Source organism: Streptomyces wuyuanensis, assembly GCF_900103455.1.
Taxonomy (GTDB): Bacteria; Actinomycetota; Actinomycetes; order Streptomycetales; family Streptomycetaceae; genus Streptomyces; species Streptomyces wuyuanensis.
Genome location: NZ_FNHI01000005.1, coordinates 126,287 through 145,236 on the forward strand (window position 1 = coordinate 126,287; position 18,950 = coordinate 145,236).

General features: G+C 72.3%; 19 protein-coding genes. 16 read left to right on the top strand and 3 right to left on the bottom strand.

The annotated features are described in order from the left end of the window. Positions 1-15 precede the first annotated feature (15 nt). From BLT82_RS09555 to BLT82_RS09565, 3 genes are all read left to right on the top strand, one after another. Positions 16-702 carry a trimeric intracellular cation channel family protein gene (locus BLT82_RS09555; RefSeq protein WP_093653459.1) on the top strand — a complete coding sequence of 229 codons (687 nt, stop codon included), beginning with the start codon at positions 16-18 and terminating at the stop codon, positions 700-702. 25 nt (positions 703-727) lie between these two features. After that, a complete protein-coding gene (locus BLT82_RS09560; protein WP_208867799.1) occupies positions 728-1,591 on the top strand; it encodes a thioesterase family protein in 864 nt (287 codons plus the stop codon). A gap of 295 nt (positions 1,592-1,886) precedes the next feature. Next, positions 1,887-2,381 (top strand): hypothetical protein, encoded by a 495-nt coding sequence (locus tag BLT82_RS09565; protein ID WP_093653461.1) that lies wholly within the window; start codon positions 1,887-1,889, stop codon positions 2,379-2,381. 110 nt (positions 2,382-2,491) lie between these two features. On the opposite strand, the gene BLT82_RS09570 is transcribed toward BLT82_RS09565, so the two are convergent. Then, positions 2,492-3,151, bottom strand: a complete 660-nt coding sequence (locus tag BLT82_RS09570; RefSeq protein ID WP_093653462.1) for a TetR family transcriptional regulator — start codon at positions 3,149-3,151, stop codon at positions 2,492-2,494. 137 nt (positions 3,152-3,288) lie between these two features. On the opposite strand from BLT82_RS09570, the gene BLT82_RS37090 reads away from it, so the two are divergent. The 3 genes from BLT82_RS37090 to BLT82_RS09585 are packed head-to-tail and all read left to right on the top strand — an operon-like array spanning position 3,289 to position 4,966. Next, the gene (locus BLT82_RS37090; RefSeq protein WP_093653463.1) at positions 3,289-3,447 is read left to right on the top strand and encodes a hypothetical protein; all 159 of its coding nucleotides are present in this window, start codon (positions 3,289-3,291) and stop codon (positions 3,445-3,447) included. A gap of 22 nt (positions 3,448-3,469) precedes the next feature. Further along, the gene (locus BLT82_RS09580) at positions 3,470-3,742 is read left to right on the top strand and encodes a DUF4190 domain-containing protein (RefSeq protein WP_093653464.1); all 273 of its coding nucleotides are present in this window, start codon (positions 3,470-3,472) and stop codon (positions 3,740-3,742) included. Positions 3,743-3,802: 60 nt separating this feature from the next. Next, on the top strand, positions 3,803-4,966 hold the full coding sequence (locus BLT82_RS09585) for a cysteine desulfurase family protein (RefSeq protein ID WP_093653647.1): 1,164 nt from the start codon (positions 3,803-3,805) through the stop codon (positions 4,964-4,966). Here the strand turns inward: BLT82_RS09585 and BLT82_RS09590 are convergent. Beyond that, positions 4,959-5,636 (bottom strand): N-acetylmuramoyl-L-alanine amidase, encoded by a 678-nt coding sequence (locus BLT82_RS09590; protein ID WP_093653465.1) that lies wholly within the window; start codon positions 5,634-5,636, stop codon positions 4,959-4,961. The two genes, BLT82_RS09585 and BLT82_RS09590, sit on opposite strands and share 8 nt — an antisense overlap. A gap of 83 nt (positions 5,637-5,719) precedes the next feature. On the opposite strand from BLT82_RS09590, the gene mnmA reads away from it, so the two are divergent. Further along, positions 5,720-6,847, top strand: coding sequence for a tRNA 2-thiouridine(34) synthase MnmA (gene mnmA, locus BLT82_RS09595; RefSeq protein ID WP_093653466.1), 1,128 nt, complete (start codon positions 5,720-5,722; stop codon positions 6,845-6,847). A 36-nt stretch (positions 6,848-6,883) separates the two neighbouring features. Here the strand turns inward: mnmA and BLT82_RS09600 are convergent, their stop codons facing one another. Further along, positions 6,884-7,696: an alpha/beta fold hydrolase gene (locus tag BLT82_RS09600; RefSeq protein ID WP_093653648.1), complete on the bottom strand. Its 813-nt coding sequence runs from the start codon at positions 7,694-7,696 to the stop codon at positions 6,884-6,886. 120 nt (positions 7,697-7,816) lie between these two features. On the opposite strand from BLT82_RS09600, the gene BLT82_RS09605 reads away from it, so the two are divergent. From BLT82_RS09605 to gatB, 9 genes are all read left to right on the top strand, one after another. Further along, positions 7,817-8,356, top strand: a complete 540-nt coding sequence (locus BLT82_RS09605) for an LOG family protein (protein ID WP_093653649.1) — start codon at positions 7,817-7,819, stop codon at positions 8,354-8,356. A gap of 7 nt (positions 8,357-8,363) precedes the next feature. Then, positions 8,364-9,062, top strand: a complete 699-nt coding sequence (locus BLT82_RS09610; protein ID WP_093653467.1) for an SDR family oxidoreductase — start codon at positions 8,364-8,366, stop codon at positions 9,060-9,062. Then, on the top strand, positions 9,059-10,054 hold the full coding sequence (locus BLT82_RS09615) for a methionine synthase (protein WP_093653468.1): 996 nt from the start codon (positions 9,059-9,061) through the stop codon (positions 10,052-10,054). Before BLT82_RS09610 ends, BLT82_RS09615 begins: the two co-directional genes overlap by 4 nt. Before the next feature lie 35 nt (positions 10,055-10,089). Further along, on the top strand, positions 10,090-12,273 hold the full coding sequence (ligA, locus tag BLT82_RS09620; protein WP_093653469.1) for an NAD-dependent DNA ligase LigA: 2,184 nt from the start codon (positions 10,090-10,092) through the stop codon (positions 12,271-12,273). Positions 12,274-12,512: 239 nt separating this feature from the next. After that, entirely contained in the window at positions 12,513-14,642 is a 2,130-nt protein-coding gene (locus tag BLT82_RS09625; RefSeq protein WP_093653470.1) for a putative bifunctional diguanylate cyclase/phosphodiesterase, read from the top strand. Between the two features lie 680 nt (positions 14,643-15,322). Next, positions 15,323-15,619: an Asp-tRNA(Asn)/Glu-tRNA(Gln) amidotransferase subunit GatC gene (gene gatC / locus BLT82_RS09630; protein ID WP_017946771.1), complete on the top strand. Its 297-nt coding sequence runs from the start codon at positions 15,323-15,325 to the stop codon at positions 15,617-15,619. A 6-nt stretch (positions 15,620-15,625) separates the two neighbouring features. Continuing rightward, the gene (gatA, locus tag BLT82_RS09635; protein WP_093653471.1) at positions 15,626-17,125 is read left to right on the top strand and encodes an Asp-tRNA(Asn)/Glu-tRNA(Gln) amidotransferase subunit GatA; all 1,500 of its coding nucleotides are present in this window, start codon (positions 15,626-15,628) and stop codon (positions 17,123-17,125) included. Further along, positions 17,122-17,361, top strand: coding sequence for a hypothetical protein (locus BLT82_RS09640; protein WP_167745990.1), 240 nt, complete (start codon positions 17,122-17,124; stop codon positions 17,359-17,361). The genes gatA and BLT82_RS09640 overlap by 4 nt, the downstream gene beginning before the upstream one ends. Positions 17,362-17,376: 15 nt before the next feature. Then, the gene (gene gatB / locus BLT82_RS09645; RefSeq protein ID WP_093653473.1) at positions 17,377-18,891 is read left to right on the top strand and encodes an Asp-tRNA(Asn)/Glu-tRNA(Gln) amidotransferase subunit GatB; all 1,515 of its coding nucleotides are present in this window, start codon (positions 17,377-17,379) and stop codon (positions 18,889-18,891) included. Positions 18,892-18,950: the final 59 nt, after the last annotated feature.

Here is an 18,950-nt window from a genome sequence, read left to right on the forward strand (position 1 = left end):
CGGCACAATTGGGCGGTGCTCCAGGAACTGTTCACGCCCTCCGTCCAACACGCCCTCGACCTCGCCGGGATCTTCGTCTTCGCCATCTCCGGCGCCCTGCTCGCCGTGCGGAAGAACTTCGACGTCTTCGGTATCGCGGTGCTCGCCGAGGTCACCGCGCTCGGCGGCGGGCTGTTCCGCGACCTGGTCATCGGCGCGGTCCCGCCCGCGGCGTTCACCGACCTCGGGTACTTCGTGATGCCGCTCGTGGCGGCGGTGCTGGTCTTCTTCCTCCATCCCGAGGTCGAGCGGATCCAGGGCTCGGTCAACGTGTTCGACGCGGCGGGCCTGGGCCTGTTCGCGGTCACCGGCACGACCAAGGCGTACGAGTACGGACTCGGTCTGACGGCCTCCGCGACGCTCGGGCTCGCCACGGCCGTGGGCGGCGGTGTGCTGCGCGACGTCCTCGCGAACGAGGTGCCATCGCTGCTGCGCTGGGACCGCGATCTGTACGCCGTGCCCGCGATCGTCGGCGCCACGATGGTCGTCCTCTTCATCCGCTTCGAGATGCTCAACGGGCTGACCAGCGGGCTCGCCGTCCTGACGGCCTTCCTCATGCGCCTGCTCGCCATGCGGTTCCACTGGCGGGCGCCACGTGCCTGGAACCGAAGGTCCAGTGCGACCGAGCCCGGGAACGAGGGATTCGGCAAAGCTACCGCTTAGTAGTTATCTGTTGTACCGTTCACCCATGGCACAGGTGGCACAGGCAACCATCGGTAACAGCGAGTTCGACCGCGACACCGCTGTCACCCTCCGGGACCCGGGCGTACCCGGCGTCTACGACGCGGAGCTCTCCGCGGGCTGGACGATCATCACCGCCGTCAACGGCGGCTATCTGCTGGCGCTGCTCGGCCGCGCCCTCGGGGACGCGCTTCCGCATTCCGACCCGTTCACGGTCTCGGCGCACTACCTCAGTCCCTCCGAGCCCGGGCCGGCGGTGATCCGCACCGAGACGATCCGTGCAGGACGCACGCTCTCCACCGGCCAGGCCTCCCTCGTCCAGTACGCGGCGGACGGCACCGAGGTCGAGCGCATCCGCGTCCTCGCCACCTACGGCGACCTCGACGCACTGCCCGACGACGTCCGGACGACCGCGCTGCCCCCGGCCATCCCGGCCTACCGGGACTGCCTCGGCCCGTCCGACGGACCGGCGCCCGCCATCCCGGGCTCCTCCGCGATCACCGAGCGGCTGAACATCAGGCTCGACCCCGCCACCGTCGGCTGGGTGGTCGGCATGCCCTCGGGCAAGGGGGAGATGCGGGGCTGGTTCGGTCTCGCCGACGGCCGTGACGCCGACCCGCTCTCGCTGCTCCTCACCGTCGACGCGCTCCCGCCGACCTCGTTCGAACTGGGGCTCAAGGGCTGGACGCCGACCGTCGAGCTCACCACCCACATCCGCTGCCGGCCGGCGCCGGGGCCGCTGCGCGTCTCCATCACCACCCGCAATCTCGCGGGCGGCTTCCTGGAGGAGGACGCCGAGGTCTGGGACAGCGCGGACCGTCTGGTCGCCCAGTCCCGCCAGCTGGCGAAGGCGCCGCTCTCGCACGGCTGATCCTTCGCCTGCCGTCCACGGGATGCCGGCCCGACGGCGCCGCCGTGCTTCCGGGGCGCCGCGCCGTACCCCGGCCCGGCGTCCCCGAGCCGCCGCGACGCGCTCCCGCACCCGCCCGGGTGGCGGGGGAGTGTCGGTGCCGCGGTACGGCTTCGCCGGCGTGGGACGCTCGCCCACGCCGGGGCGGGGTGCGTCACCGGACGGTCCGCGTCCGCGGATCGGTTCCGGGTGTCCGAGGCGCGGACCCCGGTGCGGTCCCGGACCACGGCGGGGCCGCCCCGACGCGGGAGGCCGGATGGATGTCAGCACGTTCTACGCCCTGTTCGCAGCCACCTGCTTCACGCTCGTCGGCCTCTGGTGGAACGTGGTCCAGGGCCACGACGACTGGATGCGCCGGCCGGCCCTGCGCCGCGTCGTCGGCGGCGTCTACCTCTCGTTCCTGCTGCCGGCGCTGATGGGGCTGTTCGCCCAGGTCGGCGGTGACTCCACCCCGGGGCTCTGGCGGGCGAGCTTCGCCCTGCTCGCCGTGATCGGCTGTGTGTCCACGCTGCGGCTCCTCGCTTACGGGCGCAGGGACGGCTCGTCGCCGTTCCTGGCCGTGATCATGGGCGCGGCGGCGCTGCTCTACCTGCTGATCGCGGTGGTGGGGGCCGTGCCCGAGGTCGCGCGGGTGATCGGTCTCGCACCGATCCAGGCGGAGGGGGTACTGCTGATCCTGCTGGTGGTGCTGGGTCACGGCCTCGTGTGGCGCTTCATGGCGGGGGAGGGGCGCCCGGCCGGGGACGAGTAGGGCGCTGGGCGCTCAGGCCGCCGGGTTCGGCGGGGGCGGGCCGGAGCGCACCGTGTGGTGGGGCACCGGGTGGAGGTCCGCCGCGTTCAGCGGCGACGGCGCCCCGTGCGTCAGCGTCCGGCGTCGCGTCCCGGCCAGTGGAGACGGCCGAGCGACACCAGGCGGAGGCGGTCGCGGGCCGTGCGGGCGACCTGCTCCTCGGCGGGCCCCTCGGGCGCGCCCGGTTCCCCGGTCTCCTGGGCCGAGAGGAAGGCCGAGGCCGTCATCACCATGTGCTCCACGTACACGCCCGCCAGCATGCGCAGGTCCTCCTCGCTCCAGCCCGCCGACACCGGCTCCCGGCCGAGCGCGGTGGCCACCTCCTCGGTGAAGGCGTCGAGTTGGGCGGCGATGGCCGCGCGCACCGGCCCGACGCCGCCGTGCCGCTCGCGCGCGATGAAGCGGAAGTGGGCGGGATGCTCGCGGACATGACGGGCGATGAGGTCCACGGTCCGGGCGATCCGCACCTCGGCATCGCCGGTCTCCGCGAGGATCGCCCCGATCAGCCCGTGCAGACTGCCCAGCGTCTCCTCGACCAGGGCCACGCCCAGCTCGGCCACATCCGCGAAGTGCCGGTAGAAGGCGGTCGGCGCCACCCCGACCGCGCGCGTCAGCTCGCGCAGTCCGAGGCTGCTCAGGCTCTGGTGCTCCAGCAGCCGCAGTGCGGCGTCCAGCAGGGCCTGACGGGTCTTCAACTTCTGTGCCTGGCGGATGCCGACGGTGTGACTCATGCCATTCAGTAAACAGCTGTTCTCTGGTATACGGAAGCCTAGACTGGGTAGTCAGTGAACAGTCGTACTCTGAGTTCTCTCTCCGGGGCGTCTCCGGGTCGGCTCCGAGTTCTTCTCCGAAAGGAAGGTCGAGGAAGATGATCGCCCTCGTCGCCGCGGTCGCCTTACTGGGCGTCGTCCTGGGTGCCGTGGCCCACATCCCGCTGCCCGTGTCCGCCGCGGCCGCCGCCGTCATCGGCGTCTGGCTGCTCGTGTTCGCCGCGCGTGAGCGCCACGCGCGCCGGGCCGCCCGCTGACCCGAGGAGGGGAGGGACCACCGTGGAACTCACCGCACCCGCCCGCCGGTTCACCGGCACGCGCGACGCGGACGGCATGGCCGTCGCGTCGTTCGTCCTCGGACTGGTCGGGCTGCTCGTGATGAACATCGTGCTCGGGCCCGTCGCCGTCGTCCTCGCCGCCCTCGCGCTGTGGCGCGGCACCGCACGGCGCGGACGCGCCCTGCTGGGGCTGGCGCTCGGCATCGCCGACCTCGTCGTGCTCGCCACGCTCGTCGTGGGCAACGGCGTGGTCGTCTGGAGTCCGGTCGGCTGACCCGTCCGGGCCCCCGGGGCGGAAGCCGGGCTCCGGGCGGCTCGTAGAATCGTGTCCACCATGGCTTACCTCGACCACGCCGCGACCACTCCGATGCTTCCGGAGGCGATCGAGGCGATGACCGCCCAGCTCGCCGTCACCGGCAACGCCTCGTCGTTGCACGCAGCGGGCCGCAGGGCCCGCCGTACCGTCGAGGAGGCCCGCGAGGCCCTCGCCGAGGCGCTCGGGGCGCGCCCCAGCGAGGTCGTCCTCACCTCCGGCGGCACCGAGGCGGACAACCTGGCCGTCAAGGGCCTCTACTGGGCCCGCCGTGCCGCCGACCCGCGCCGCAACCGCGTACTCGCCTGCCCGGTCGAGCACCACGCCGTCCTCGACGCCGTGGACTGGCTCGCCGAGCACGAGGGCGCGAACGTCGAGTACCTGCCCGTCGACTCCTACGGCAGGGTGCACCCGGAAGCGTTCCGGGAGGCCGTCGAGCGCGACCCGTCGGACGTGGCCTTCGCCACCGTCATGTGGGCCAACAACGAGATCGGCACCGTGATGCCGGTCCGTGAACTCGCCGACATCGCCGCAGAGTTCGGCATTCCGCTGCACTCCGACGCGGTCCAGGCTGTCGGACAGCTCGACGTCGGCTTCGCCGCTTCGGGGCTGGCCGCGATGACCGTCAGCGGCCACAAGATCGGCGGCCCGTACGGCATCGGCGCGCTGCTGCTGGGCCGCGAGTACACCCCCGTGCCCGTGCTGCACGGCGGCGGCCAGGAGCGCCATGTGCGCTCCGGGACGCTGGACGTACCCGCCGTCGCCGCCTTCGCCGTGGCCGGCCGGCTCGCCGCAGAGCGCCGCGAGGACTTCGCCCGCGAGATCGGCGCCCTGCGCGACCGGCTCGTCGGCGCCGTACTCGACGCCGTGCCCGACGCGATCCTCGGCGGCGACCCGGACGACCGGCTCCCGGCCAACGCCCACTTCACGTTCCCCGGCTGCGAGGGCGACTCGCTGCTGCTGCTCCTGGACGCCCAGGGCATCGAGTGCTCCACCGGCTCGGCCTGCACGGCGGGTGTCGCCCAGCCCAGCCACGTCCTCCTCGCCACGGGAACCGACCCGGACCTGGCCCGCGGCACGCTCCGCTTCAGCCTCGGCCACACCTCCACCGTGGAGGACGTCGAGGCCGTCGCCAAGGCGATCGGACCCGCCGTGGAGCGGGCCCGCACGGCCGGGCTCAGCTAGCCGTCGTCGTGCCGGGCGACGGCCGGGCGGCCGCCGCCTCCCGCACCATCGGTATGTACCGGTCCCAGTCCCAGTGCGGTCCGGGGTCGGTGTGGTCGGTCCCGGGCACCTCGACATGGCCGATGATGTGCTCCCGGTCCACCGGGATGCCGTACCGCCGGCAGATGTCCGCCGTCAGCCGTGCCGACGAGGCGTACATCGCGTCCGTGAAGTCCTCGGGACGGTCGACGAACCCCTCGTGCTCGATACCGATGCTCCGCTCGTTGACGCCCCGGTTCCCCGCGTGGAAGGCGACGTCGAGCTCGCGGATCATCTGCGCGACCCGTCCGTCCTTGCCCACCACGTAGTGCGCGGCAGCGCCGTGCCCGGGGTCCTTGAACACCCTCAGGGCCGTCCGGTAGCTGCCCTGCACGACATGGATCACCACCCGGTCGACCGTGTAGTCGTCGGGCCGGTCCGCCCGCCGCCAGTTCGCGCGGGAGGCCGCCGTCCACACCGCGCCCGCGTGGTCGAGCTCCCCCTCCACCCGCTTCTTCTCCATGCCGGGCAGCCGCCACCACAGCCGTCTCAGCTCGTCCTGTGCCACCACGCCCGCCCCGACGAGCGCGGCCCCGCCGCCGATCAGCACGGCTCGCCTGCCGACGCCGCGCTGTGCCTTCCTGCCGCCCATGCCACCCCTCTTCGCACCCGATCACCTGCCGAACGTTTACTCGCGAGCTTTCGGTTCCCGGCGCCCCGTACCCTGATAGGGCTATGACTGAGACACGCCAGCGTCCCCTCCGCGTCCTCGCCGCCATGTCCGGCGGCGTGGACTCCGCCGTCGCCGCCGCCCGGGCCGCCGAAGCGGGCCACGACGTGACCGGAGTGCATCTGGCGCTCTCGGCCAACCCGCAGTCGTTCCGCACCGGAGCGCGCGGCTGCTGCACCATCGAGGACTCCCGCGACGCCCGCCGCGCCGCGGACGTCATCGGCATCCCGTTCTACGTTTGGGACCTCGCCGAGCGCTTCCGCGAGGACGTGGTCGAGGACTTCGTCGCGGAGTACGAGGCCGGCCGCACCCCCAACCCCTGCCTGCGCTGCAACGAGAAGATCAAGTTCGCGGCGCTCCTGGACAAGGCGCTGGCGCTGGGCTTCGACGCGGTGTGCACGGGCCACTACGCGACGGTGGTACTCCGGGAGGACGGCACCCGCGAGCTCCACCGGGCGAGCGACATGGCCAAGGACCAGTCGTACGTGCTCGGCGTGCTGGACGAGAGGCAGCTCGCCCACGCCATGTTCCCGCTCGGCGACACCCTCACCACCAAGGACGAGATCCGCGCGGAGGCCGAGCGGCGCGGTCTCGCCGTGGCGAAGAAGCCCGACAGCCACGACATCTGCTTCATCGCCGACGGCGACACCCAGGGATTCCTGGCCGGGCGGCTCGGCAGGGCCGAGGGCGACATCGTCGACGAGTCCGGCGCCAAGGTGGGCACCCACGACGGTGCCTACGGCTTCACCATCGGCCAGCGCAAGGGCCTGCGCATCGGCCGTCCCGCGCCCGACGGCAAGCCGCGCTACGTCCTGGACATCTCGCCGGTGAACAACACCGTGACGGTGGGACCCGCCGAGGCCCTCGAGGTCTCGGCCCTCACCGCCGTGAAGCCCCGCTGGTGCGGCACGGCACCCTCCGGCCCGGGCACGTACACCGCGCAGCTGCGCGCCCACGGCGGCGAGACCGAGGTCTCGGCCGAGCTGGTGGACGGCGAGCTGCGGGTGGCGTTCACCGAACCCGTCCGCGGTGTCGCCCCCGGCCAGGCGATCGTGCTGTACGACGGCACCCGCGTGGTCGGCTCGGCGACGATCGCGGCGACGACGCGCCGCCAGAGCCACGTCACGGCCTGAGGCCGGCGCGCCGCCCCCTGCCCGCCTCCCCGGTGGTCAGGCGGCGTCCGCGAAGAACCCCTCCAGCGCCGGCGCCAGCACATGCGGAGCCACCTCGTGGGTCTGGCCCGTCAGCGTGCGGTGCCGGCCGCGGGGGAGGGCGCGTGAGACCGCCCGGACCGACTCCCGCCGCCAGCGCGGGCTGGCGCCGCCGTCCACCACCATCACGCGCACGGCGACCTCGCGAAGCCGCTCGGCCGGCACACCCGCGTCGCCCAGCACGGCGTGGTCGTACGCGAGGGTGTGCGCCCGTGCTTCCAGTTCCGCCCACAGCGGTGAGCCGCGGAGCCCGTCGAGCGCCCCGGGCGGCAGCGCCTTGGACAGGAACAGCTCCAGGGCGTCGGACCGCCGGTCCCGGGCGAGCAGGCCCTCCACGCGCTCGCGGCGGGCCGCGCTCTCCGCGCGGCCGGCCGGGTCGGTGACGAACGGAGGTTCGTACACGGAGAGTCGGGCCACCGGGAGTCCCGCCGCGGCCGCCTCCAGCACCAGCGCCCCGCCCGAGGCGGTGCCGTGGACGCAGGCGTGCCCGCCCGCCTCCCCGACGACCGCGGCCAGGTCCTCGACCTCCCGCCGCACCGCGTAGGGGGCCGTGTCCCCGCTGGCGCCGCGGCCCCGCCGGTCGTAGGCGATCACGCTGAACCGGTGCGCGAGCAGGTTCGCCAGCGGTGCCTGGTCGGCGGCTGTGGCCAGCGCGCCGCCCACCAGCACGACGGGCGGCCCGTCGCCGCGGCGCTCGTACGCGATCACCGTGCCGTCCTGCGACCGTACGGTGCCGCGGGTCCTGCTCATCGTCGGGTTCGGGTTGTCCATGCCGTGCAGACCGTGCCCGCCCGCCGAACTCATCGGTGCGCGACGGGAATTCCCGGCCATTCTTTTTCGGCCTCCGACCGGACGGGCCGGGTGTCGGAGGCGGCCCGTACCGTGACTTCCATGAACATCTGCGTCTTCCTCTCCGCCGCCGACCTCGACGACCGGTACACCCGCCCCGCCCGCGAATTCGCCGAGCTGCTCGGCAAGGGCGGCCACACGCTCGTCTGGGGCGGCTCCGACGTCGGTCTGATGAAGGTCGTCGCGGACGGGGTGCACGAGGCCGGCGGCCGCCTGGTCGGGGTCTCGGTGGAGTTCCTCCAGGACAAGGCCAGGCCGGTCGCCGACGAGATGATCGTCGCGCGCGACCTCGCCGAGCGGAAGGCGCTGCTCCTCGCCAAGTCCGACGCGGTCGTGATCATGGTCGGCGGCACGGGCACGCTGGACGAGGCCACGGAGATCCTGGAGCTGAAGAAGCACGGCCACACGGCGAAGCCGGTGGTGCTGCTCAACACCGCGGGCTACTACGACGGGCTGAAGCAGCAGTTCCAGCGGATGGACGACGAGGGCTTCCTGCCGGTGCCCCTCACCGACCTGGTCTTCTTCGCCGAGGACGCGGTGGGCGCGCTCGCCCACCTCGAGGAGAGCGCGGGGGTGCGGTGATGCGAGCATGGCCGGTATGGCTACACATCTGATCACCGGAGCGGGATCCGGCATCGGCGCGGCCGTCGCGCGCCGGCTGCACGAGCGCGGCGACGACCTCGTGCTGCTGGCCCGTGACGCAGGCCGTGCCCGGGAGCTGGTCCAGGCATACCCCGGCTCCCGCACCCTCGTCGGCGACCTCTCCACGCCCGACCGCCTCTCCTGGGCGTTCTCCCACCAGACGCTGCCAGAGCGCGTCGACTCGCTGCTGCACATCGCGGGCGTCGTGGACCTCGGCCGGGTCGCCGACCTCACCCCGAAGACCTGGCAGGCGCAGCTCAACGTCAACCTGGTGAGCCCGGCGGAGCTCACCCGGCTCGTGCTGCCCCAACTGCGCGTGTCCCGGGGCACGGTGATCTTCGTCAACTCGGGTGCCGGGCTCAACGCCCATGCCGAGTGGGGCGCTTACGCCGCCTCCAAGCACGGCCTCAAGGCACTGGCCGACGCACTGCGCCAGGAGGAGAAGGAGCACGGCGTCCGGGTCACGTCGGTGTACCCCGGCCGCACCGCGAGCCCGATGCAGGCGAAGGTGCACCAGCAGGAGGGCAAGGAGTACGACCCGACGCGGTGGATCGACCCCGAGTCGGTCGCGACGACGATCCTCACGGCCCTCGACCTCCCGCGCGACGCCGACATCCACGACCTCACCGTCCGGCCGGGGCGATGAGCGACATCGTGTGGGGCCCCGCCACCGGAGTCGGCTCCCTGCCCGGGGGGGACGCGCGCGAGGCCGCGAAGACCGTGACCGGGTCCTTCGAGGACTTCCCCCACCTGCCGGAGCTGCCCGCCCGCGGTCCCGGCGCCGACATGATCGGCCGCACCGCCGGACTCCTGGTGGAGCTCTACGCGCACGTGGAGCCGAGCGGCTGGCGGATCAGCGACAGGCCCGGCCGGGACACCAGGCGGGCCAGGTCGTGGCTCGGCGAGGACCTGGACGCACTGGAGGAGTTCACCCAGGGCTACGAGGGACCGCTGAAGGTCCAGGCCGTCGGGCCGTGGACGCTGGCGGCCGCCCTGGAGCTCAGGAACGGCGAGGCGGCTCTCGCCGACCCCGGCGCGTGCCGGGACCTCGCGGGCTCGCTCACGGAAGGCCTCCGCGGCCATCTCGCCGAGGTACGGCGCCGCGTGCCGGGCGCCCGGCCGGTGCTCCAGCTCGACGAACCCTCCCTCACGGCCGTTCTGCGCGGCCGGGTGAAGACCGCCAGCGGCTACCGGACGCACCGCGCCGTGGACCGGCAGCTCGCGGAGAGCGCGCTGCGGGAGGTCGTGGACGCCGCAGGCGTGCCGGTGATCGTGCATTCCTGCGCTCCGGAGGTGCCGTTCGCCCTGCTGCGCCGGGCCGGAGTCGCCGGTATCTCGTTCGATTTCGGGCTGCTCACCGAGCGTGACGAGGAGTCGATCGGCGAGGCGGCCGAGGGCGGCACGAAGCTCTTCGCGGGAGTCGTGCCGTCCACCGACGGCCCATTGTCGGACCCTGCCGGTAGCGTCATGGGTGTCAGGACGCTGTGGCGCAGGCTGGGGCTGAATCCGGGGACTCTCGCCGAGTCCGTCGTGATCACCCCGTCGTGCGGGCTCGCGGGCGCTTCGCCCGGCTACGCCCGTGCCGCCCTCGCGCACAGCGTCCGGGCGGCGAGATCGCTCGCGGACAACCCTGAGTGATGGACTGAGGGCTGAGGTAACGGGAGGACGTAACGGTGGCTGTCGAACAGCAGGGGCCGGTGCCGGCGGAGTCACGGGACACGCACGCCCGGCTGGCCGAGCAGATCGAGGAGCACCGCTTCCGGTACTACGTGAAGGACCAGCCGGTCGTCAGCGACGCCGAGTTCGACCGGCTGATGAGGTCGTTGGAGGCGCTGGAGGAGGAGTATCCGGAGCTGCGCACGCCCGACTCGCCGACCCAGAAGGTCTCGGTCGCGTACGAGACGGAGTTCACGGCGGTCGAGCACCGCGACCGGATGCTGTCCCTCGACAACGCCTTCGACGACGCGGAGCTCGCAGCCTGGGCGGACCGGGTCGCCAAGGAGGTCGGCACCTCCGCGCACCACTTCCTGTGCGAGCTGAAGGTCGACGGCCTGGCCGTCAACCTGACCTACGAGAAGGGCCGGCTGACCCGGGCCGCGACCCGCGGCGACGGCCGCACCGGCGAGGACATCACTCCCAACGTCCGGACGATCGCGGACATCCCGGTCCGCCTGAAGGGCGAGCGCGTACCCGATCTGGTGGAGATCCGGGGCGAGGTCTACTTCCCGATGGAGGCCTTCGAGGAGCTCAACGCCCGCCGGGTCGCCGCGGGTGAGCAGCCCTATGCCAACCCCCGCAACTCGGCGTCGGGTTCGCTGCGGCAGAAGGATCCGAAGGTCACCGCGACCCTCCCGCTGCACATGGTGGTGCACGGCATCGGCGCGCGCGAGGGCCTGGAGATCGGCCGGCTGTCGCAGGCGTACGAGCTCCTGCACGAGTGGGGCCTGCCGACCGCCCGGCACTTCAAGGTGGTCGACTCGCTCGAAGAGGTCCGGGACTTCATCGCGTACTACGGCGAGCACCGGCACTCCGTTGAGCACGAGATCGACGGGGTGGTCGTCAAGCTGGACGAGATCCCGCTCCAGGGCCGGCTGGGTTCGACGTCGCGGGCGCCGCGCTGGGCGATCGCCTGGAAGTACCCGCCGGAGGAGGTCAACACCAGGCTGGTCGACATCCGCGTCGGTGTGGGCCGTACGGGTCGGGTCACCCCGTACGCCCAGGTGGAGCCGGTGACGGTCGCGGGCTCCGAGGTCGAGTTCGCGACCCTGCACAACCAGGACGTGGTCAAGGCCAAGGGCGTCCTCATCGGCGACACCGTCGTGCTGCGCAAGGCGGGCGACGTCATCCCCGAGATCCTCGGCCCGGTCGTCGATCTGCGGGACGGCAGCGAGCGCGAGTTCGTCATGCCGTCCGAGTGCCCCGAGTGCGGCACGCCCCTGCGGCCGATGAAGGAGGGCGACGTCGATCTGCGCTGTCCCAACGCCCGCAGCTGCCCCGCCCAATTGCGCGAGCGTCTGTTCTACCTGGCCGGACGGAAGTCCCTGGACGTCGAGGCGTTCGGCTACGTGGCCGCGGCGGCCCTGACGAAGCCGCTGGAGCCCGCCGAGCCGCCGCTGGCCGACGAGGGTGGCCTGTTCGACCTCACGGTCGAACAGCTGCTCCCCATCAAGGCGTATGTGCTGGACCAGGACAGCGGGCTGCCCAAGCGCGACCCGAAGACCGGCGAGGAGAAGGTCGTCACGGTCTTCGCCAACCAGCAGGGGGAGCCGAAGAAGAACACCCTGGCGATGCTGGAGAACATCGCGGCCGCCAAGGAGCGCCCGCTGGCCCGCATCCTCACCGGTCTCTCCATCCGTCACGTGGGCCCCGTCGCCGCCGAGGAACTGGCCCGTGAGTTCCGTTCGATCGAGCGGATCGAGCAGGCGTCCGAGGAGGAGCTGGCGGCTGTCGAGGGCGTCGGGCCCACCATCGCCGCCTCGGTGAAGCAGTGGTTCGAGGAGGACTGGCACCGCGAGATCCTCCGCAAGTGGCGTGCCGCGGGCGTCCGGATGGAGGAGGAGGGCTCCGGCGAGGACGAAGGGCCGCGCCCGCTCGAGGGCCTCACGGTCGTCGTCACGGGAACGCTCGAGAACCACACGAGAGATGGCGCAAAAGATGCGCTCCAGAGTCGTGGAGCGAAAGTGACCGGTTCCGTTTCGAAGAAGACCTCATTCGTCGTCGTGGGTGACAACCCCGGATCGAAGTACGACAAGGCCATGCAGCTGAAGGTGCCCGTGCTGGACGAGGACGGGTTCGCGGTCCTGCTGGAGCAAGGCCCTGACGCGGCCCGCGAGGTGGCCGCGCCGGTCGAGGCATAGCACGGCCGTGCGGACCAACTCCCCGTCAGGATCACTCGTTCGGCGCATATCGGATGGATAAGGGTGGCCGGGTCGCATTCGGGCAAGAGCTGTAGAGCGCTGCCCGTCAGAGCCCCCGGCGGCCTACTGTTGAGGCATGCGCCTGTCGTGCACGGCCGCGTGGTGAGGTTTCGGCCGTGGTCGCATGACACGGAAGCCACCACGTGGCATCGGCACCGCCGGCTGTGAGAGGGACGGGAATGAAACCGACCGAGAGCGCCGCCCCGGTCTCACGGCCGCGTGGGTTCGCGGGGCTCGCGTTCGTCGCGGGCATCGCGTCGACGCTGCCGTTCGTCGTCATCGGAATCGCCGCACTCGCCCTGGCGACCGGGCTCTTCGGCGTCCTGCGGGAGGGCCACGCGCTTTTCCCCGGAGGTACCGAGGGCTGGTCCCTCGCCGTGCTGACCGGCGTCATCGTCGGCCACCTGGTCGCCCTCGGACGCGACCGCTGGTGGGGCGGCACGGGCTCCGGTGCCGCGCTGACACTCGCCGTGCTGCTGCTGTACGGCTGGGTGCCGGCGGGCATGGTCAGCCTCGCCGTGGTGGTGCTGGTCGGCGCCGCGCGGCGGCACCGCTGGCGACAGGGCGTCCTGCACGGCGCGGTGGACATCCTGGGCATCGGCGGCGCCGCACTCGTCCTCGCCGCGTTCGGTGAGGCACCGACCGTCGAACACCCCTGGCAGCCCCTGCAATGGGGGCCGGACGCGATCCCCGAGGTGGTGCTCGCCGCGGCCGCGTATCTCGCCGTCACCCGGGTGCTGCTCTGGTACGCGCTGGCGCCGCAGGGCAGCGGACTGCCCACCGTCGCCCGGACCGCCCTGCTGCGGCAGGGGCTCGTCGCGGTCGCCCTGCTCGGCATCGCCCCGCTGATCTGCGTCGTCGCGACGGCCCTGCCCATCGTGCTGCCGCTCTTCGCCGTGCCGCTGATAGCCCTCGACTCCACGCTGTGGATCGCCCGCGCCCGCGCCGAGGAGCAGCTGCGCGACCCGCTGACCAAACTCCCCAACCGCCAGTGGCTGCTGGAGCGCACCTGGACCGCGCTGGAGGAGGCCGAGGGGGTCGGAGCGCGTTCGGCGCTCGTCCTCATCGACCTCGACCGGTTCCGCTCGGTCAACGACACCCTCGGTCATCTCGCGGGCGACCGGCTGCTGCTCCAGATCGCCGAGCGGCTGAAACTCGCACTGCCGCGCGGAGCGGAGGCCGCGCGCCTGGGCGGCGACGAGTTCGCCGTGCTGCTGCCCACGACCGACTCCACCACCAGCGCCCAGCGGGTCGCCCGGCACCTCGTCGGCCAGCTGTCCTCACCGCTCGACCTCGACGGGCTGACGCTGGTCCTGGAGGCCAGTGCCGGCCTCGCCGTCTTCCCCGACCACGCCCTGGACGCCGAAGGGCTGCTCAGACGGGCGGATGTGGCGATGTACCAGGCGAAGCGCGACCGCACGGGCGTCGAGGTGTACGAGTCCAAACGCGATTCGAACACCCCGGACCGGCTCGGACTGCTCGGCGATCTGCGCCGGGCGCTCGACGCGGGCGACGTCGAGCTCCACTACCAGCCGAAGGTCCGCTTCGACGGCCATGTCGCGGGGCTGGAGGCACTGGTGCGCTGGGTGCACCCGGACCGCGGGCGGGTCCCTCCGGACGAGTTCATCGCCATCGCCGAGTCGTCGGGGCTGATGCCGCATCTGACCGAGTACGTGCTGGAGACGGCGCTGGGCCAGGTCGCCGAGTGGCGCTCCCAGGGCCTCGAGGTGCCGGTCGCCGTCAACGTCTCGCCGCGGGACGTCCACACCCCGGGCTTCGCCGGTTCCGTCGCGGCACGGCTCGCACGGCACGGCGTCCCGGCGGGCGCGCTGCAGCTGGAGATCACGGAGCATGTGCTGCTGGAGGATCCGCAGCGGGCCGGGGACACCCTCGCGGCGCTCACGGGCCACGGCGTGAAGATGTCGCTGGACGACTTCGGCACCGGGTACTCCTCCCTGGTCCATCTGCGCCGGCTGCCCGTGAGCGAGCTCAAGATCGACCGGTCGTTCGTCGCCCGGCTGGCGATCGACGCGGAGGACGCCGAGATCGTCCGCTGCACGGTCGACCTCGCGCATTCCCTCGGGCTGCTCGTGGTCGCCGAGGGTGTCGAGGACGACGAGACCTGGGAGCGGCTGCGCGACCTGGGCTGTGACGCGGTGCAGGGCTGGCTGGTGGCGGCGGCGATGCCGCCGCAGGAGACCACGGCCTGGCTGCGGGCCCGGGGCGAGCACGGCTGGCGTCGCCCCGTGGGTGAGCTCCCCGCCGCCGCCCCGTCCGAGGTGGACCGCCCGTCGGGGCTCGTGAACTAGGCACGGCGCGCCGTGCCGGGCGCCTGCGGCCATCCCGGTCCACCGTCGGCCGAGTGGTGGCGCGGCGGGCCTGCCGGGGGCCGGAAGAGCCGGCCGGCAGGCGGACACGGCCACGGACCGACCGAAGCGAAGCACCGACCGACGCACCGGCTGCCGGATCGATCCGGCGGACGGCGTCGCCCGGCCGTCACGGCCCGCCTGTGGCCGGGCCCGTCCGGCCCGTACCGTGCCGGACGGGCCCGTAGCCGACGGGGTCCGACCGGAGGCGGCCCGCACCGAAGAGGGCCCGCAGCGAGGAGTGCTCCCGCACCGAAGAGGGCCCGCAGCGAGGAGTGCTCCCGCACCGAAGAGGCCTCACCGGCGGTGGCCGCACCGGACCGGCCGCATCAGACGGGCCCGTACCGGACCGGGCGCACCGGACGTCGCCCGTACCGGACCGGGCGCACCGGACGTCGCCCGTGCCGAAGGGGCCCGTACCGGACCGTGGCCATGCCCGGAACGCGATCACCGGCCGCCCGTAGCCGCTTCGCCGCACCCCGCCTCAGCGCCGGGCGCGGGCGTCGGCCGGACCCCGTCGAGGGCGCCGGCCGGTCCCCCGTGGACAAAGGGTTTCGCGGGCACCCTGGCCGGGCCCATAGGATTGGGCCAAAACCATCACACTCACCCCTGAGGATCGCTGCATGCCTGGCATCACGCGCGAGGAGGTCGCCCACCTCGCCCGGCTGGCACGTCTGGAGCTGAAGGCCGAAGAGCTCGACCACTTCGCCGGACAGCTCGACGACATCATCGGCGCGGTCGCCCGCGTCGCGGAGGTCGCCGACCGAGACGTACCGCCGACCTCCCACCCGCTGCCGCTGACCAACGTCATGCGCGCGGACGAGGTCCGTCCTTCGCTCACCCCCGAGCAGGCGCTCTCCTGCGCCCCGGCACAGGAGCAGCAGCGTTTCAAGGTGCCGCAGATCCTGGGGGAGGACTGACCTGCGATGACGGACAGCCCCATCATCAAGCTCACCGCGGCGGAGATCGCCGCGAAGATCGCATCCGGCGAGCTCACCGCCGTCGAGGTCACCGAGGCGCACCTCGCCCGGATCGAGGCGGTGGACGAGAAGGTCCACGCCTTCCTGCACATCGACCGTGACGGCGCCCTCGCGCAGGCCCGCGCCGTCGACGAGAAGCGCGAGCGCGGCGAGAAGCTCGGCCCGCTCGCCGGTGTGCCGCTGGCACTGAAGGACATCTTCACCACCGAGGGCATCCCCACCACGGTCGGCTCCAAGATCCTCGAGGGCTGGATCCCGCCGTACGACGCCACCCTGACGCGCAGGCTGAAGGACGCCGACGTCGTCATCCTCGGCAAGACCAACATGGACGAGTTCGCCATGGGGTCCTCCACCGAGAACAGCGCCTACGGCCCGACCGGCAACCCCTGGGACCTGACCCGGATCCCGGGCGGCTCCGGCGGTGGCTCCTCCGCCGCCCTCGCCTCCTACGAGGCCCCGCTCGCCATCGGCACGGACACCGGCGGCTCCATCCGCCAGCCCGCCGCCGTCACCGGCACGGTCGGCGTGAAGCCCACCTACGGCGCGGTCTCCCGTTACGGCATGGTCGCCTTCTCCTCGTCCCTCGACCAGGGCGGACCCTGCGCCCGCACGGTTCTGGACGCGGCGCTGCTGCACGAGGTGATCGCCGGGCACGACCCGCTCGACTCCACCTCCATCGACGCCCCGGTCCCGCCGGTCGTCGAGGCCGCGCGCAACGGCTCGGTCGAGGGCATGCGCGTCGGTGTCGTCAAGCAGTTCCGCGGCGAGGGCTACCAGGCCGGTGTGGTGCAGCGGTTCGACGAGTCCGTCCAGCTCCTGAAGGAGCTGGGCGCCGAGATCGTCGAGCTCGACTGCCCCTCCTTCGACCTGGCGCTCTCCGCCTACTACCTGATCGCGCCTTCCGAGTGCTCCTCGAACCTCGCCCGGTTCGACGGCCTGCGCTACGGCCTGCGCGTCGGCGACGACGGCACCCGCTCGGCCGAGGACGTCACCTCGCTGACCCGCGAGGAGGGCTTCGGCGACGAGGTCAAGCGCCGGATCATGCTCGGTACGTACGCCCTGTCGTCCGGCTACTACGACGCGTACTACGGCAGCGCCCAGAAGGTGCGCACGCTCATCAAGCAGGACTTCGAGAAGGCCTTCGAGCAGGTCGACGTGATCGTCTCCCCGACGACCCCGACCACCGCCTTCCCGATCGGCGAGCGTGCCGACGACCCGATGGCGATGTACCTCGCGGACCTGTGCACCATCCCGACCAACCTGGCCGGCAACGCCGCGATGTCGCTGCCCTGCGGCCTGGCCCCGGAGGACAACCTCCCGGTCGGACTGCAGATCATCGCGCCCGCCCTGAAGGACGAACGGCTCTACAAGGTGGGTGCGGCCGTCGAGGCGGCCTTCGTGGCACGCTGGGGCCACCCGCTGCTGGAGGAGGCACCGTCACTGTGAGTAGCTTGCAGAAGGCCAAGGGCTTCACGAAGTCCCGGACCGGCACGTACGTGTCCATGGCCGCCACCGCGTTCGGAGCCATCGGCGTCGCGAAGCAGGCCAAGAAGGCCCGCCTGGAGCAGGACACGCTCCGGCTGATCGACGCCGCCGTGTCCGCCGCCGCCATCGTCACCGGACTCGCGATCCTCTACCGGGAGCTGAAGCGCCTGGGCGACGACGACGTCCTGCTGGGCTGAGAGGGAAGTTTCACCGTGACCGTCACGACTGACCTGGTGTCGTACGAGGACGCACTCGCGTCGTACGACCCCGTCATGGGCCTGGAGGTCCATGTCGAACTCGGCACCAGGACCAAGATGTTCTGCGGCTGCTCGACCGAGCTGGGTGCCGAGCCCAACTCGCAGACCTGCCCCACCTGCCTGGGCCTCCCCGGCTCGCTGCCGGTGGTCAACGCGGTCGGCGTCGAGTCCGCCATCAAGATCGGTCTCGCGTTGCACTGCGAGATCGCCGAATGGTGCCGCTTCGCCCGGAAGAACTACTTCTATCCGGACATGCCGAAGAACTTCCAGACCTCGCAGTACGACGAGCCGATCGCCTTCAACGGCTATCTGGACGTCCAGCTGGAGGACGGCGAGGTCTTCCGCGTGGAGATCGAGCGCGCCCACATGGAGGAGGACACGGGCAAGTCGACGCACGTCGGCGGCGCCACCGGCCGTATCCACGGCGCGTCCCACTCCCTGCTCGACTACAACCGGGCCGGCATCCCGCTCATCGAGATCGTCACCAAGCCCATCGTGGGCGCCGGTGACCGTGCCCCCGAGGTCGCCAAGGCGTACGTCGCAGAACTGCGCGAGCTCATCCGGGCCCTCGGTGTCTCCGAGGCCCGTATGGAGATGGGCCAGATGCGCTGCGACGTGAACCTCTCGCTGATGCCGAAGGGTTCGGAGACGTTCGGCACGCGCAGCGAGACCAAGAACGTCAACTCGCTCCGCAGCGTGGAGCGGGCCGTCCGCTTCGAGGTCCAGCGGCACGCCGCGGTGCTGGGCGACGGCGGCACGATCGTCCAGGAGACCCGCCACTTCCACGAGGACGACGGCACGACGACCTCGGGCCGGGTGAAGGAGGAGGCCGAGGACTACCGGTACTTCCCGGAGCCCGACCTCGTCCCCGTCGCCCCGTCCCGGGAGTGGGTCGAGGAGCTGCGTGCCGCACTGCCCGAGCTGCCGCGAGTGCGCCGCAACCGCCTCCGCGAGGAGTGGGGCATCTCCGAGCACGACATGCAGTCCATCCTGAACGCGGGCGCCATCGACCCGATCGTGGCCACGATCGAGGCCGGTGCCGACCCCGTCTCCGCCCGCAAGTGGTGGATGGGCGAGCTGGCCCGTAACGCCAACGAGTCCGGCCGGTCGCTCGACGAGCTGCCGATCACGCCGGAGCAGGTCGCCCGGGTGACGGCCCTGGTCGTCGACGGCTCGCTCAACGACAAGCTGGCTCGTCAGGTCATCGAGGGCGTTCTGGCCGGCGAGGGCGACCCGGACGCGGTCGTCGAGAAGCGCGGTCTGAAGGTCGTCTCCGACGAGGGCGCGCTCGGCGTGGCCGTCGACGAGGCGATCGCCGGCAACGCCGCCATCGCCGACAAGATCCGGGGCGGCAAGGTCGCCGCGGTCGGCGCGCTGGTCGGGGCGGTCATGAAGGCCACCCGCGGCCAGGCCGACGCGGCCCGCGTCAAGGAGCTGATCCTGGAGAAGCTCGGCGTGTCCGAGGGCTGAACCCCGGCCGTACGAACGTGAGGGGCGGGACACCCAACCGGTGTCCCGCCCCTCACGCG

Excerpts from the sequence above, each read along its gene's own strand:
- BLT82_RS09560 (WP_208867799.1), top strand. The coding sequence starts at position 728 with ATGGCACAGGTGGCACAGGCAACCATCGGTAACAGCGAGTTCGACCGC.
- BLT82_RS09565 (WP_093653461.1), top strand. The coding sequence starts at position 1,887 with ATGGATGTCAGCACGTTCTACGCCCTGTTCGCAGCCACCTGCTTCACG.
- BLT82_RS09570 (WP_093653462.1), bottom strand. The coding sequence starts at position 3,151 with ATGAGTCACACCGTCGGCATCCGCCAGGCACAGAAGTTGAAGACCCGT.
- BLT82_RS37090 (WP_093653463.1), top strand. The coding sequence starts at position 3,289 with ATGATCGCCCTCGTCGCCGCGGTCGCCTTACTGGGCGTCGTCCTGGGT.
- BLT82_RS09585 (WP_093653647.1), top strand. The coding sequence starts at position 3,803 with ATGGCTTACCTCGACCACGCCGCGACCACTCCGATGCTTCCGGAGGCG.
- BLT82_RS09590 (WP_093653465.1), bottom strand. The coding sequence starts at position 5,636 with ATGGGCGGCAGGAAGGCACAGCGCGGCGTCGGCAGGCGAGCCGTGCTG.
- mnmA (WP_093653466.1), top strand. The coding sequence starts at position 5,720 with ATGACTGAGACACGCCAGCGTCCCCTCCGCGTCCTCGCCGCCATGTCC.
- BLT82_RS09600 (WP_093653648.1), bottom strand. The coding sequence starts at position 7,696 with ATGGACAACCCGAACCCGACGATGAGCAGGACCCGCGGCACCGTACGG.
- BLT82_RS09605 (WP_093653649.1), top strand. The coding sequence starts at position 7,817 with ATGAACATCTGCGTCTTCCTCTCCGCCGCCGACCTCGACGACCGGTAC.
- BLT82_RS09610 (WP_093653467.1), top strand. The coding sequence starts at position 8,364 with ATGGCCGGTATGGCTACACATCTGATCACCGGAGCGGGATCCGGCATC.
- BLT82_RS09615 (WP_093653468.1), top strand. The coding sequence starts at position 9,059 with ATGAGCGACATCGTGTGGGGCCCCGCCACCGGAGTCGGCTCCCTGCCC.
- BLT82_RS09625 (WP_093653470.1), top strand. The coding sequence starts at position 12,513 with ATGAAACCGACCGAGAGCGCCGCCCCGGTCTCACGGCCGCGTGGGTTC.
- gatC (WP_017946771.1), top strand. The coding sequence starts at position 15,323 with ATGCCTGGCATCACGCGCGAGGAGGTCGCCCACCTCGCCCGGCTGGCA.
- gatA (WP_093653471.1), top strand. The coding sequence starts at position 15,626 with ATGACGGACAGCCCCATCATCAAGCTCACCGCGGCGGAGATCGCCGCG.